This is a genomic window from Aeromicrobium sp. CnD17-E (assembly GCF_024124745.1).
Classification (GTDB): domain Bacteria; phylum Actinomycetota; class Actinomycetes; order Propionibacteriales; family Nocardioidaceae; genus Aeromicrobium.
Map to the genome: position 1 here is coordinate 1 of NZ_JAMXRU010000087.1, position 13,868 is coordinate 13,868.

At 72.5% G+C, this 13,868-nt stretch carries 10 protein-coding genes; 8 read left to right on the forward strand and 2 right to left on the reverse strand.

The genetic code is table 11. From position 1 onward, the window contains the following. The 3 genes from NH339_RS14110 to NH339_RS14120 form a co-directional block, all read left to right on the forward strand. Nucleotides 1-762: (Fe-S)-binding protein (locus NH339_RS14110; RefSeq protein ID WP_253026426.1), on the forward strand; the 762-nt coding region annotated here is incomplete at its 5' end. After that, nucleotides 759-2,252, forward strand: coding sequence for an NAD-dependent succinate-semialdehyde dehydrogenase (locus NH339_RS14115; RefSeq protein WP_253026428.1), 1,494 nt, complete (start codon nucleotides 759-761; stop codon nucleotides 2,250-2,252). The genes NH339_RS14110 and NH339_RS14115, both read left to right, overlap by 4 nt. After that, nucleotides 2,249-3,505 (forward strand): aspartate aminotransferase family protein, encoded by a 1,257-nt coding sequence (locus tag NH339_RS14120; protein ID WP_253026430.1) that lies wholly within the window; start codon nucleotides 2,249-2,251, stop codon nucleotides 3,503-3,505. The genes NH339_RS14115 and NH339_RS14120 overlap by 4 nt, the downstream gene beginning before the upstream one ends. 128 nt (nucleotides 3,506-3,633) lie before the next feature. On the opposite strand, the gene NH339_RS14125 is transcribed toward NH339_RS14120, so the two are convergent. Beyond that, nucleotides 3,634-5,655 carry an FAD-dependent oxidoreductase gene (locus NH339_RS14125; protein ID WP_253026432.1) on the reverse strand — a complete coding sequence of 674 codons (2,022 nt, stop codon included), beginning with the start codon at nucleotides 5,653-5,655 and terminating at the stop codon, nucleotides 3,634-3,636. 332 nt (nucleotides 5,656-5,987) lie between these two features. Here NH339_RS14125 and NH339_RS14130 point away from each other — a divergent pair, with 332 nt between their 5' ends. Genes NH339_RS14130 through NH339_RS14145 form a run of 4 tightly spaced genes read left to right on the forward strand, consistent with a single transcriptional unit; the run spans nucleotide 5,988 to nucleotide 9,895 of the window. Beyond that, on the forward strand, nucleotides 5,988-6,944 hold the full coding sequence (locus NH339_RS14130; protein ID WP_253026433.1) for a transporter substrate-binding domain-containing protein: 957 nt from the start codon (nucleotides 5,988-5,990) through the stop codon (nucleotides 6,942-6,944). After that, entirely contained in the window at nucleotides 6,941-7,909 is a 969-nt protein-coding gene (locus tag NH339_RS14135; RefSeq protein WP_253026436.1) for an amino acid ABC transporter permease, read from the forward strand. Before NH339_RS14130 ends, NH339_RS14135 begins: the two co-directional genes overlap by 4 nt. Beyond that, entirely contained in the window at nucleotides 7,906-8,784 is an 879-nt protein-coding gene (locus NH339_RS14140) for an amino acid ABC transporter ATP-binding protein (RefSeq protein ID WP_253026438.1), read from the forward strand. The genes NH339_RS14135 and NH339_RS14140 overlap by 4 nt, the downstream gene beginning before the upstream one ends. Before the next feature lie 43 nt (nucleotides 8,785-8,827). Then, nucleotides 8,828-9,895, forward strand: a complete 1,068-nt coding sequence (locus tag NH339_RS14145; RefSeq protein ID WP_253026440.1) for a zinc-binding dehydrogenase — start codon at nucleotides 8,828-8,830, stop codon at nucleotides 9,893-9,895. A gap of 95 nt (nucleotides 9,896-9,990) precedes the next feature. Here NH339_RS14145 and NH339_RS14150 read toward each other — a convergent pair whose 3' ends face one another. Further along, nucleotides 9,991-10,887 (reverse strand): LysR family transcriptional regulator, encoded by an 897-nt coding sequence (locus NH339_RS14150; RefSeq protein WP_253026442.1) that lies wholly within the window; start codon nucleotides 10,885-10,887, stop codon nucleotides 9,991-9,993. An 88-nt stretch (nucleotides 10,888-10,975) separates the two neighbouring features. On the opposite strand from NH339_RS14150, the gene NH339_RS14155 reads away from it, so the two are divergent. Further along, on the forward strand, nucleotides 10,976-13,868 hold a 2,893-nt coding region (locus NH339_RS14155; RefSeq protein WP_253026444.1), incomplete at its 3' end, for a bifunctional proline dehydrogenase/L-glutamate gamma-semialdehyde dehydrogenase.

Consider the following 13,868-nt stretch of genomic DNA (forward strand, 5'->3'; position numbering starts at 1 on the left):
GTGCGGCGTGCGCGGCTCGCGCGGTCCGACGCGTCACCCGACCTGCTGCTCCTCGTCGACAGCTTCACGCGCGGGTTCCGTCCCACGCTCGTGCAGCACGCCGAGACCGTCCTGCGCGCCTCCGGGTCGCAGGTCGGGGCGACGCCCGGCGTCTGCTGCGCGCTCACCTGGACCACGACGGGCCAGCTGACGGCTGCCCGTCGCATCCTCGAGCGCACCGCGCGGATGCTCGACGGCACCGGTGACGCCCCCATCGTCGTCCTCGAGCCGAGCTGCGCCGCGGCGCTGCGCAAGGACCTGCCCGAGCTGGTGCCGACGGCGCAGGCTCGCCGCGTCGCCGAGCGCGTCACGACCTTCGCCGCTGCGGTCGACGCCCGGCTCGACGCGGGCTGGGAGCCGCCGCCGCTGCCGGCGTCGGTGCTCACGCAGACCCACTGCCACCAGCACGCCGTGTTCGGGGCCACCAGCAGCACCCGCGTCATGCGCCGCCTCGGGATGCGGACCGACGACGTCGAGGGCTGCTGCGGCCTCGCCGGCAACTTCGGCTTCGAGGCACAGCACTACGCGACCTCGATGGCGGTGGCCGGCCACGACCTCGTGCCGAAGGTCGAGGCGCTCGGCGACGGCGTGGCCGTGGCCGACGGCTTCAGCTGCCAGACCCAGATCGCCCACGTCTCGGGCGACACCGTCCAGGCCCGACACCTTGCCGACGTGCTCCACGCGGCACTGACCGAACACCAGCTCCAGGAGGGCGCATCATGACCATCGTCGACCCCGTGCGGACGGGCGGTGCCGTCCTGGCCGCCGTGCCGACCCGGCTGCTCATCGACGGCGAGTGGCGCGACGCCGCCGACGCCGCCCGGATGGAGGTCGTCAACCCGGCGACCGAGGAGGTGATCACCGAGGTCGCCGACGCGTCGCTCGCCGACGTGCAGGCCGCCACGGCGGCCGCGGCCGCAGCACAGGCGTCGTGGGCCGCGACACCGGCCCGCGTGCGCTCGGAGCTGCTCTACCGCGCCTACGAGGAGGTGATGCGGCGCCAGGACGACCTCGCCGTCGTCATGACCTCGGAGATGGGCAAGCCGCTCGCCGAGGCGCGCGGGGAGGTGGCGTACGCCGCCGAGTTCTTCCGCTGGTTCGCCGAGGAGGCCGTGCGCGTCGACGGCGGCTACTCCCACCGTCCCGACGGCACCGCACGCACGTTCGTGCTCAAGCAGCCCGTCGGCCCCTGCCTGCTCATCACGCCGTGGAACTTCCCGCTCGCCATGGGCGCCCGCAAGGTGGCGCCCGCCGTGGCTGCCGGGTGCACGATGGTCCTCAAGCCGGCGCCCCAGACGCCGCTCACCACGCTGGCGCTCGCGCAGATCCTGCTCGACGTCGGCCTGCCCGCCGGCGTGCTGAACGTCGTGCCGACCTCGCGGGCCGCAGAGGTCGTCGAGCCCGTCCTGACCGGCGGCACCATCCGCAAGCTCTCGTTCACCGGCTCCACGGCGGTCGGGAAGCTGCTGCTCGAGCAGGCCTCGAAGCAGGTCGTGCGCACGTCGCTCGAGCTCGGCGGCAACGCACCCTTCATCGTCTTCGCCGACGCCGACCTCGACGTCGCCGTCGAGGCAGCGGTCCAGGCCAAGATGCGCAACATGGGCGAGGCCTGCACGGCCGCCAACCGGATCTTCGTGCACCGCTCGGTCGCGGAGGAGTTCGCGCAGCGGCTCGCCGACCGCATGGGCGCGATGCCCGTGGGCGACGGCATGGTCGAGGGCACGCTCGTCGGGCCCATGATCGACGCGGCGAGCCGCGACAAGGTGGTCCGGCTCATGGAGGACGCCATCTGCCGAGGTGCGCGCGTGGTCGGCGGAGGCAACGTCCCCGCCGGCACCGGCTACTTCGTGGAGCCGACCGTGCTCACGCACGTGCAGCCCGGCTCGGAGCTGCTGTCGACGGAGATCTTCGGTCCCGTCGCCGCGCTCAGCACGTTCGACACCGTCGAGGAGGTGCTGGCCGCCGCCAACGACACCGAGTGGGGCCTCGTCGGCTACGTCATCACCCAGGACGTCGACCTCGCCTTCGAGGTGGGCGAGCGGCTGGAGGTCGGCATGGTCGGCCTCAACACCGGTCTCGTCTCCACGCCGTCGGCGCCGTTCGGCGGCATCAAGCACTCAGGTCTGGGCCGCGAGGGCGGCCGCCTGGGCATCGAGGAGTTCCTCGACGTCAAGTACCTCTCCCTGCCGATCCGCGAAGGAGCCCGCGCATGACCGCCTCCCTGTCCCCCCTGCTCGTCACCGCCACCCCGGTCCTGGTCGACCACGCGTCGGGCAGCTACGTCTACGACGCCGACGGCATGCGCTGGCTCGACTTCACGACCGGCATCGGCGTGACGAGCACCGGGCACTGCCACCCGGCGGTCGTCGAGGCCGCCCGCGAGCAGGTGGGTCGTCTCATCCACGGCCAGTACACGACGGTGCGGCACCGCCCGATGCTCGAGCTGACCGAGATGCTCGGCGACGTGCTGCCGCCCGGCCTCGACAGCGTCTTCTACGCCAACAGCGGCAGCGAGGCCGTCGAGGCCGCCGTCCGCCTGGCGCGCATGGCCACGGGCAAGCCGAACATCATCACCTTCCACGGCGGGTTCCACGGCCGGACGGTCGCGGCGGCCTCCCTCACCACCGCCGGCACCAAGTTCCGCAGCGGCTTCTCGCCGCTCATGTCCGGGGTGTTCACCGCTCCCTTCCCGTACGCGCTGCGCTACGGCTGGGACGAGGAGCAGGCCGTCGACTTCGCCCTGGGCGAGCTCGACTACCTCCTGCAGACGCAGAGCGCCGTGGCCGACACGGCGGCGTTCCTCATCGAGCCGGTGCTCGGCGACGGCGGCTACCTGCCCACGCCGCTGCGCTTCCTGCAGGGCCTGCGCGAGCGGGCCGACCAGCACGGCATCGTGCTCGTGCTCGACGAGGTGCAGACCGGCGTCGGCCGCACGGGCACCTTCTGGGGCCACCAGCCGTCGGGCATCGTGCCCGACGTGCTCATCACGGCCAAGGGCATCGCGAGCGGCTTCCCGATCTCGGCGATCGCTGCGCCGACGGCCCTCATGAGCAAGGCCTGGCCGGGGTCGCAGGGTGGGACGTACGGCGGCAACGCGGTCTCCTGTGCCGCGGCGGTGGCTACGTTGAAGGTCGTCGCGGAGGAGGGCCTGGTGGAGAACTCGGCCCGTCAGGGGGAGCGGCTCATGGCCGGTCTGCGCGACGTCGCCGGCTCGACCAGCACCGTCGCCGACGTCCGCGGTCGGGGCCTCATGGTGGGGGTGGAGTTCTGCGACCCCGACGGCGCACCGCGCGCCGACCTCGCCTCGGCGGCGCAGCAGGCCTCGATCGACGAGGGGCTGCTGCTGCTCACCTGCGGCACCCGGGGCAACGTCGTGCGCTTCATCCCGCCGCTCGTCGTCACGGCCGAGCAGGTCGACGACGGTGTCGCGGCCTGGGCGAAGGCGCTGGCCCGCATCGGCGCCTGAGCCGCGCGTCTGCGCGACGCCGACGGACCCACGACGAGGGGGCCGGGCCACCGGCCCGGCCCCCTCGTCGTGCTGATGCGCGGAGAGCTCCGTCAGAGGTCCTGGCCCCGTCAGAGGTTCTGGCCCCGTCAGAGGTTCTGGCACAGCCGGCGTGCGTCGTAGATCGCGGCGTGGATGCCACGGTGCGACACCGCGTCGCCGACGCGGAACAGCCGGAAGCCGCTGCCCTCGGGCGACTCGGGCTGGGCGAGCCCGTGCCGGAAGCGCTCGAGGTCGAGCGCGCCGCCGTTGCTGGAGTGCGGCTTCAGCGCCTCGTACACGTCGTCCATCGCGAGGGTGCCCTGCTCGACCACGACGGCGTCGACGACCCGCTGGCTCACCGCGTCGGACGCGACGTTGCGCAGCGTCGCGCGGAGGCGACCGTCGACCTTCTCCACCGACAGCAGCTCGGTGTCGGTCGTCAGGGTCACACCACCCTGCAGCAGCCGGGTCTTGTAGCCGGGCATGATCGTGTGGCCGACGTCGTGGCCCACGTGCTCGTCGACGGTGACGAGCTCGACCGTGTTGTCCTGGCCCTCGAGGTAGTGCTCGGCCACCACGAGCGCCTGCTCGCCGCCGTGGTCGTCGAAGACCAGCACGGTCCGGCCCGACGGTGCGGCCTTGCCCAGCACGTCGACCGAGCTGAGCGTCAGCTCGCCGCCGCCCTGCGGGAGGTCGGTGTCGGGCATGCCGCCGGTGGCCACGATCACGACGTCGGCCGTCTCCTTCAGGAGGTCGTCCTCGTCGACGTAGTGGTTGGCCAGGAGCCGCGCGCCCGCGTGCTTGGCCTCGGCGACCAGCCACTCGGTGATGGAGCGCTTCTCGGACTGCCGCGCGGACCGGGTCATCGGCAGGACCTGGCCGCCGAACTGGCTCGCCGCCTCGTAGAGCGTCACGTCGTGCCCGCGCTCGGCGCTGACCCTCGCGGCCTCGAGGCCGGCGGGCCCGCCGCCGACGACCGTCACGCGCAGCCGGTGCGTGGCGGGGGAGGTGAGCTGCGGGATGAAGGTCTCGCGGCTCGTGGCCGGGTTGTGGATGCAGAGCGTGTCGTTGCCCTGCAGGCAGTGGCTCGCGCCGACGCAGGGCCGGATGCGCTCCTCCTGCCCGGCCATCAGCTTGCGCACGATGTGCGGGTCGGCGATGTGGCTGCGGGTCATGCCGACGAGGTCGACGAGGTCCTCGCGCAGCGCGTGGCGTGCCGTGGCGAGGTCGGCGACCCGGCCGGCGTGGATCACGGGCACGTCGACGACGTCGCGCACCGCCTGGGCCATCGCCAGCTTGAACCCGAGGGCGGTGCCGGCGGAGGGGATCTGCTGGGCGAGCTCGCGGTGGGTGAAGCCGCTGCCGTACATGACGTCGACGAAGTCGAGGTCGGCGTGGGCGGTGACGTGGGCGGCGATCTCGACGCAGTCCTCGCCGCTCAGCCCGTCGGCCGAGGACTCCTCGCCCGGCAGGCGCACGCCGACGGCGAACCCGCTGCCGACCTCCTCGCGGATCGCCCCCAGCACCTCGACCAGGAACCGGGCCCGGTTCTCCAGCGAGCCGCCGTAGCGGTCGGTGCGGCGGTTGGCGCGCGGCGCGAGGAACGTGTCGGGCAGGTGCCCCGAGCCTGCCATCACCTCGACGCCGTCGAGCCCGCCCTCCAGCGCGTACCGCGCCGCACGCGCGTACGCGGCGAGGATGCGCGGGACGTCGAAGTCCTCGATCACCTTCGGCCACGTGCGGTGGGCCCGCTCGCGGATCGGTGACGGGGCGAGGGTCGGCAGCCACGTGGCGTGGTCGTCGGCGCGTCGTCCGAGGTGGCTGATCTGCACGATCGTGCGCGCGCCGTGGGCGCGCACGCGCGCGGAGAGGTCGGCGTAGTCGTCCTGGATCCGGGGGTCGCCGGCGTTGATCGACTCGAAGAAGCTGTGCGCGTCGGGGGTGACGAAGCTGGAGCCGCCGAACATGACGAGGCCGATCCCGCCGATGGCCTTCTCCTCCTGGTAGCGCAGGTAGCGCTCGGTCATGAGGCCGTCGTGCGTGTACCCCAGGGGTGCGTGCGCGGTGGTGACGATGCGGTTCTTGAGGGTGAGGGAGCCGAGGTCGAACGGCTCGAGGAGCGGATCCACGGTGGTGGCCTTTCGGGCGGAAGGGGGCGCGGCGACCGCGCGACCGACGTCGACGCGAAGCGGTGAACTGATCAACACTTCTACAGTCGTGGACGCAGCATAACCCGGAGCCCGGGTCGGGGGGCAAGCCCGTGCGGCACGTCATGATCACTGGCAGTGCAGGCCGGAGCCGCGTGTGTCGCGCGCATTTCGGCGGGGTGACGGACTCGCGCCAATTCTCCCGAACGGTTGTCAGTGACCCGAGGAGTGCGTTAGAACTGTCCCACACTTCAACAGTACGGCGACCCGGTTGACGGGTCGCTCGGGGCCGTCCCTCTCAAGGAGCCAATGTCATGAACCGAACGTCGCTGCGCCGCAGCCGCCTCCTCGGCGCCGCTCTCGCGGTCGCCCTCCTCTCGGCCACCGCCGCCTGCGGTGGTGGCTCCGAGAGCTCGACCGCGGCGGCCGCCGGTGGTGGCACCGAGAAGGTCCAGGAGATCGCCGACCTGCTGCCGTCGTCGGTCGCCGACGCCGGCTCGCTGAAGATCGCGGCCGCGGCCTACGCACCCGCCGTCATCGCCCCGACCGGCGGCGCGAACGCGCCCACCGGCTGGGACGCCGACCTGATGACGGCCGTCTCCGGCGTCCTCGGCCTCAAGCCGAACTACGTCATGATCCCCTTCGACGGCATCATCACGGGCCTGCAGGCCGACCGCTACGACGTCGCCGTCGGCGACATCGGCATCAACGACGACCGCCTCAAGAGCGTGTCGTTCGTGCTGAACCACACGACGCGTGACCTCTTCGTGGTCCCGAAGGACAGCGACCTGCCCGACACGATCGAGAGCAACCTCGACGCCTGCGGCATGACGGTGGGCGTGCTCCTCGGCTCCCAGGAGGCCGGGTTCATGACCACGGCCAAGGAGGAGTGCGAGGCGGCCGGCAAGGACCTGACGATCAAGACCTTCCAGGACCAGGCCACCGTCAACCTCGCCGTCGCGCAGGGCCGGGTCGACGCCAACCTCACCGACGAGGGCACGGCCGGCCTGCTGCTCGAGCAGTCGCCCGACAAGTTCAAGACGCTCGAGGTGCCCTTCGTCCCGGTGCTGCCCACCGGGTTCGCGTTCCCGAACAACGACGACGCCGCCAAGATGACCCAGGCCTTCTCGGCCGCGGTCGACCACCTCATCGAGAACGGCGAGTACAAGAAGATCACCGCCAAGTACTTCAAGGACGGTGACAAGGGCCTGGTGGAGAAGGCCGACGTCTACTCCACCGTGGTCGACGGCGCGAAGACGACCACCAAGTGAGCGTCGCCGCCCCCACGGGAGCCGCTCGTGGGCGTCACGCCCACGAGCGGCTCGCCGCCGACCAGCTGCCGCCCACGAGCGTCGTGCAGCTCAAGCACCCCGTGCGTCTCGCCTCGGCCGTCCTGGTCGGCCTCGTGGCGCTCGCGGTCCTGTACTCGATGGCGACGAACGAGAACTTCCAGTGGGGCCGGGTCTGGTTCTACCTCTTCGACCCGCAGATCATGGCCGGTCTGCGCTCGACGCTGATCCTCACGGTCAGCGCCATGTCGATGGGGCTCGTGCTGGGCGTCGTCCTGGCCACCTGCCGGATCTCCCGCAACCCGGTCCTGTCGACGGTCGCCGGCGTCTACCTCTGGTTCTTCCGTGGCACACCGCTGCTGATCCAGCTCATCTTCTGGTTCAACTTCGCGGCGCTGTACCCGCGGCTGAGCCTCTCGGTCCCGTTCGGCGGCCCGGAGATCGTGGGGGCGAGCACGAACGAGGTGCTGACCGTCTGGTTCGTCGCCCTGCTCGGCCTCACCCTCAACGAGGCCGCCTACATGGCCGAGATCATCCGCGGCGGCCTGCTCGCGGTGCCGAAGCACCAGACCGAGGCGGCGCAGGCACTGGGCATGAGCCCGCTGATGCTGTTCCGCCGGATCGTCCTGCCGCAGGCGCTGCGGGTCATCATCCCGCCGACGGGCAACCAGGTGATCGGCATGCTCAAGTACAGCTCGCTGGTCAGCATCATCGCGCTGCCCGACCTGCTCTACTCCGCGCAGCTGATCTACTCCCAGAACTTCGAGACGATCCCGTTGCTGATCGTCGTCTCGTTCTGGTACCTGCTCTGCACGAGCATCCTCACCGTCGCCCAGCGTCGCGTCGAGCGGCACTACGGCCGCGGCACGCCCGGCGCTCCCGCACCGCGGACGCCGGGGTCCCTGCGCCGCAGGATCGCCGGCACGACCCAGGGAGGCACCCGATGAGCATCAGTGTCGACGCGACCCAGCAGACAGGAGCCGAGGCCATGGAGACCGAGCGCGAGCAGGGTCGTCACGAGACGGGGCAGGGTGAGCCCAGCCGGGACGAGTCCAGCCGTGACGAGGCGGTCGTCCGCATCGTCGGCCTGCGGAAGAGCTTCGGGGGTCTCGAGGTCCTCAAGGGCGTCGACCTCGAGGTCGAGCGCGGCCAGGTCGTGTGCATCCTGGGCCGCTCCGGCTCGGGCAAGAGCACGCTCCTGCGCTGCATCAACCACCTCGAGCGGCCCGACTCCGGTGCCGTCGTGGTCGACGGCTTCGTCATGGGCTACCGCTGCAAGGGCGAGACGCTCCACGAGCTGCGTCCGAGCGAGGCGGCCCGGCAGCGCCAGGCGGTCGGCATGGTGTTCCAGTCCTTCAACCTGTTCCCGCACCTCACGGTCATGGAGAACCTGGTGGAGGCGCCGCGCAAGGTGCAGGGACGACGCCGGGCGGAGCTCGTCGTCGAGGCGCAGGCCCTGCTCAAGGACGTCGGCCTGGAGGCCAAGGCCGACGCGTACCCCGGCACCCTGTCCGGCGGGCAGCAGCAGCGCGTCGCCATCGCACGGGCGCTCATGATGCAGCCCACCGTCATGCTCTTCGACGAGCCGACGTCGGCGCTCGACCCCGAGCTGGTCGGCGAGGTGCTGGAGGCCATGAAGCGGCTCGCCGCCACCGGCATGACGATGATCGTCGTGACGCACGAGGTCGCCTTCGCGCGCAACGTCGCGGACCGGGTCGTGTTCATGGCCGACGGCGTCGTGGTTGAGGACGGACCGCCGTCGCAGGTCATCGACGCCCCTCGTGCCCCGGAGACGCAGACGTTCCTGGCCACGATGCTCTGACGTCGTCAGCCGCCCCGTCCCGTCGCCACCCAGGAGAGCCCGCATGAAGACCGTCCACGTCCACGGCGAGCGCGACGTGCGCCTGCAGGAGGCGCCGCCCCCGTCGCTGCTGCGCGGGCCCGAGGCGTCGGGGCGCGACGCGATCGTGCGGGTCGTCGCCGCCTGCGTCTGCGGCTCCGACCTGTGGACCTACCGCGGGTTCCGGGAGCCGGCCCACGACCGCGGCATGGGGCACGAGTTCGTCGGCGTCGTCGAGGAGGTGGGCCACGCCGTGCGGACGGTGCGACCGGGTGACTTCGTCGTCGCGCCGTTCTACGTCGCCGACGGCACGTGCGCCGTGTGCCGAGCCGGGTTCAGCGCACACTGCCTGCACGGAGGTCTGTGGGGCGCCGACATCGCCGGCGAGGGCGGCTCGGGAGGGACCCAGACCGAGCACGTCCGGGTGCCGCTGGCCGACGGGACCCTGTGCGTCGTGCCGCCCGGCTCCACCGGAGAGGACCTCCTGCCGGGGCTGCTGGCGCTCTCCGACGTCATGGGGACCGGGCACCACGCCGCGGTCTCCGGCGGCGTGCGGCCGGGCTCGACCGTGGTCGTCGTCGGTGACGGCGCCGTCGGCCTGTGCGCGGTGATCGCCGCGCGGCGGCTCGGCGCCGAGCGCATCGTGGCGATGTCGCGGCACGCCGACCGTCAGGCGCTCGCCGTCGACCTCGGTGCCACCGACGTCGTGGCCGAGCGGGGCGAGGAGGGCATCGCGCGCGTCAAGGACCTCTTCGACGGGATCGGACCCGACGTCGCGCTCGAGTGCGTGGGGTCGGTCGAGGCGATGCAGCAGTCGATGCGCACCGTCCGGCCGGGCGGCAACGTCGGCTTCGTCGGCGTCCCGGTGACCGGCGGCGAGGTGTCGGTCCGGACGATGTTCGGGACCAACGTGGGGGTGCGCGGCGGCATGGCCACCGTGCGCGACTACATGGACGAGCTGCTGCCCGAGGTGCTCTCCGGCGCCATCGAGCCGGGCCGGGTCTTCGACGTCCAGCTCCCGCTCGACGAGGCGGCCGAGGGCTACCGCCTCATGGACGAGCGCACGGCGATCAAGGTCATGCTGCGCCCCTAGCCCTCCCGTCGCTCCTCCCCACGATTCGGAACGTCATCGCCCTTCTCGGCCCCGCAGACGGGCGATGGTGTTCCGCATCGTGGGGATGGAACGCGTCAGGGCTGCCGGGCGCTGGTCGCGGCGTGGGCCAGGGCGGCGCGACACGCGGCGATGCCCGGACGCTCGACCGTGCTCGCGCGCGCGGCCGTGAAGACGGTGCGTCGGGGGGCGTCGGGCAGGTCGACCAGGCGGACGCCGGGTCGTACGCCGCTCCACAGCAGGCCCGGCAGGAGCGCGACGGCGTGCCCGGTCTCGACGAGTCGCACCTGCGCCTGCAGGTCGGCGGTCTCGTAGCGCACGTCCGGCTCGAACCCGGCCGAGCGGCACACCTGCTCGGCGAAGTGGCGCGACGCGACGTCGTCGGGCTCCATGACCCACGCGCGGTCGGCGACGTCGCGGATCGACGCGGTGGCGGTGTCGTCGGCGGGCACGGCGAGCCTGACCTCGTCGGTCACGAGGTCGACGCGGTCCAGGCCCGGCAGGTGAGGGGTCGAGTGGTGCGCGTACTGCTCGGCGACGACGAGGTCGAAGTCGCGCGTCCAGGTCTCCCGCAGCGCGGTCTCGGGCTCGCGCTGCGTGACCGTGACGCGCAGGCGCGGGTGGTCGCGGGCGAGGCGCTCGAGGGTCGCGGGCAGCAGCGCGAGGGCCGCCGACTGGAACATCGCGAGGCGCACGGTGCCCGTGGCCTCGCTCAGCGACGCGGCGAGGTCGGTCTCCGCCTGCTCCAGACGACGGACCACCGCCTCGGCGTGCTCGACCAGGATCGCCGCCTGCGGGGTGAGCTGCACCCCGCGCCCGACCTTGCGCAGCAGCTCGACGCCCACCTCCCGCTCGAGCTGCGAGAGCTGCTGCGACACCGACGACGGGCTCTGGTGCAGTGCCTCGGCGACGGCCGCGAGCGTGCCACGCGCATCGAGCTCGAGCAGGAGTCGCAGACGGCGGACGTCGAGCACGGGCGCTCCTGATCGTTCGGTTGAGCAGACGAGTACCGTTCAGAAAAGATCGCTTTATCTTACCGGTCGGCCGGTCCAGACTCGTGGCATGACGACCACGCCCGAGACGCTCCCGCGCCACGACCACCTCGCCGACGAGACCGTCGCCCTCGTCCGCCGCTGGCTGTCCGAGGCGGCCGAGGTGCCCGTGGACAAGGCCGCGAGCCGGCTGGCAGCGGTCCTCGACGACCCGGCCGGCCTGCCGTTCACGGTCGGCTTCGTCGACGGCGTGATCCGACCGGAGGACCCGCACGTGGCCGCCCGCCACTTCGTCGCGCTCGCCGCCGACGTGCCGCGCTTCGTGCCGCTGCACCTGCGGGCGGCGATGAGGCTCGGGGCGCTGGTGGCCCGCGTCGCGCCGACGCTCGTGATCCCCGTCGTCCGCCGTGCGCTGCGAGGGATGGTGGGGCACCTGATCGTCGACGCCACCGACCGGCGCCTGGGCCGAAGCATCGCCCGACTCCGCCGCCGGGGCGTGCGCCTGAACATCAACCTGCTGGGCGAGGCCGTCCTCGGCTCGCGCGAGGCCGAGCGTCGCCTCGCCGGCACCCACGCGCTGCTCGCGCGCGACGACGTCGACTACGTGTCGATCAAGGTCTCCTCGACCGTGGCCCCGCACTCGGCGTGGGCGTTCGACGACGCCGTCGACCACGTCAGCCGCGCGCTGCAGCCGCTGTTCGAGCGGGCCGCCGCAGCGCCGACGCCCACGTTCATCAACCTCGACATGGAGGAGTACCGCGACCTCGACCTCACGATGGCGGTCTTCATGCGGATCCTCGACCAGCCCCACCTGCTCGAGCTCGAGGCGGGCATCGTCCTCCAGGCCTACCTCCCCGACGCGCTGGCCGCGATGATCCGGCTGCAGGAGTGGGCCGCGGCGCGACGGGCGCGCGGTGGCGCGGCCGTGAAGGTCCGGCTGGTCAAGGGCGCGAACCTGCCGATGGAGCGGGTCGAGGCCTCGCTGCACGACTGGCCGCTGGCCACGTGGACCACGAAGCAGGAGTCCGACACGCACTACAAGCGGGTGCTCGACTACGCCCTCCGTCCCGAGCGGGTCGAGAACGTCCGCATCGGCGTCGCGGGGCACAACCTGTTCGACGTGGCGCACGCCTGGCTGCTCGCCGGCGAGCGCGGGGCGCGCGAGGGCATGGAGCTGGAGATGCTGCTCGGGATGGCGCAGCAGCAGGCCGAGGTCGTGCGGCGCGACGTCGGCGGCCTGCTGCTCTACACGCCCGTCGTCCACCCGCGGGAGTTCGACGTCGCGATCGCCTACCTGATCCGTCGGCTGGAGGAGGGCGCGAGCCACGACAACTTCATGTCCGCGATCTTCGCGCTGCACGACGACGAGACGTTGTTCGAGCGGGAGCGACAGCGCTTCCTGGCGTCGCTCGCCGACGTCGACGACGAGGTCCCGACACCGCGTCGCACCCAGGACCGCAACCTCCCGCCGGTCCCGCCGACGGACGCCGGCTTCGCCAACGCTCCCGACACCGACCCTGCGCTGCCCGCGAACCGGCGCTGGGCCGAGGCGATCCTGCAGCGGGTGCCGACCTCGAGCCTCGGGGTCGACACGGTGGAGGCGCACCGCGTCGTCGACGTCGCCACGCTCGACACGATCCTCGGGACCGCCCGGACGAGTGGCGTGGCGTGGGGACAGCGCTCGGGCGCCGAGCGTGCCGAGGTGCTGGAGCGGGTCGCGCACCGGTTGGAGGAGCGGCGCGGCGAGCTCATGGAGGTGATGGCCGCCGAGACGGGCAAGACGCTCGACCAGTCCGACCCTGAGGTGTCGGAGGCGATCGACTTCGCCCGGTACTACGCGCAGCTGGCCCGTGAGCTCGACACCGTCGACGGGGCGGTGTTCGTCCCGTCGGCGCTGACGGTCGTGACCCCGCCCTGGAACTTTCCCGTCGCGATCCCCGCGGGGTCGACGCTCGCCGCACTCGCGGCGGGGTCGGCCGTGGTCGTCAAGCCGGCGCCGCAGGCGGCGCGCTGCGGGTCGGTCATGGTCGAGACGCTGTGGGAGGCGGGCGTCCCGCGCGACGTCCTGCACCTCGTGCACGTGCCGGAGGACGAGGTCGGCCGCCGGCTGGTGTCGGACCCACGCGTGGACCGGCTGGTCCTGACCGGCGCCTACGAGACGGCGGCGCTGTTCCGCTCGTTCCGTCCCGACCTGCCGCTGCTCGCCGAGACGAGCGGCAAGAACGCCATCGTCGTCACCCCGAGCGCCGACCTCGACCTCGCGGCGCGCGACGTCGCGCACTCGGCGTTCGCCCACGCCGGACAGAAGTGCTCGGCCGCCTCGCTCGTGATCCTCGTCGGCAGCGTGGCGACGTCGGAGCGCTTCCGCGCCCAGCTCGTCGACGCCGTGACGTCGCTGGTCGTGGGGCTCCCGGACGACCCGACGTCACAGGTCGGGCCGCTGGTCGAGCCGGCGCACGGCAAGCTCCTGACGGCGCTCACGACCCTCGACCCCGGCGAGGAGTGGCTCGTCGAGCCGCGTGCCCTCGACGCGGCCGGACGGCAGTGGACCCCCGGCATCCGCACCGGGGTCCGGCGCGGGTCGACCACCCACCTGGTGGAGTTCTTCGGCCCGGTGCTCGGCGTGATGACGGCGGCGACCCTGGAGGAGGCCGTCGAGATCCAGAACCAGGTCGACTACGGGCTGACCGCGGGCCTGCACTCCCTCGACCCCGACGAGATCGGGCGCTGGCTCGACGGCGTCCACGCGGGCAACCTGTACGTCAACCGCGGCATCACGGGTGCGATCGTGCGACGCCAGCCGTTCGGCGGCTGGAAGAAGTCGGCCGTCGGCGCCGGCCACAAGGCGGGCGGGCCGAACTACCTCGTAGGCCTCGGCAGCTGGACGTCGGCCGTGGCGCACGCGGACGCCGAGCCGCTGTCCCCCGGGCGTCGGCTGCTCGAGGCGGCGGGCGGCGACGCTC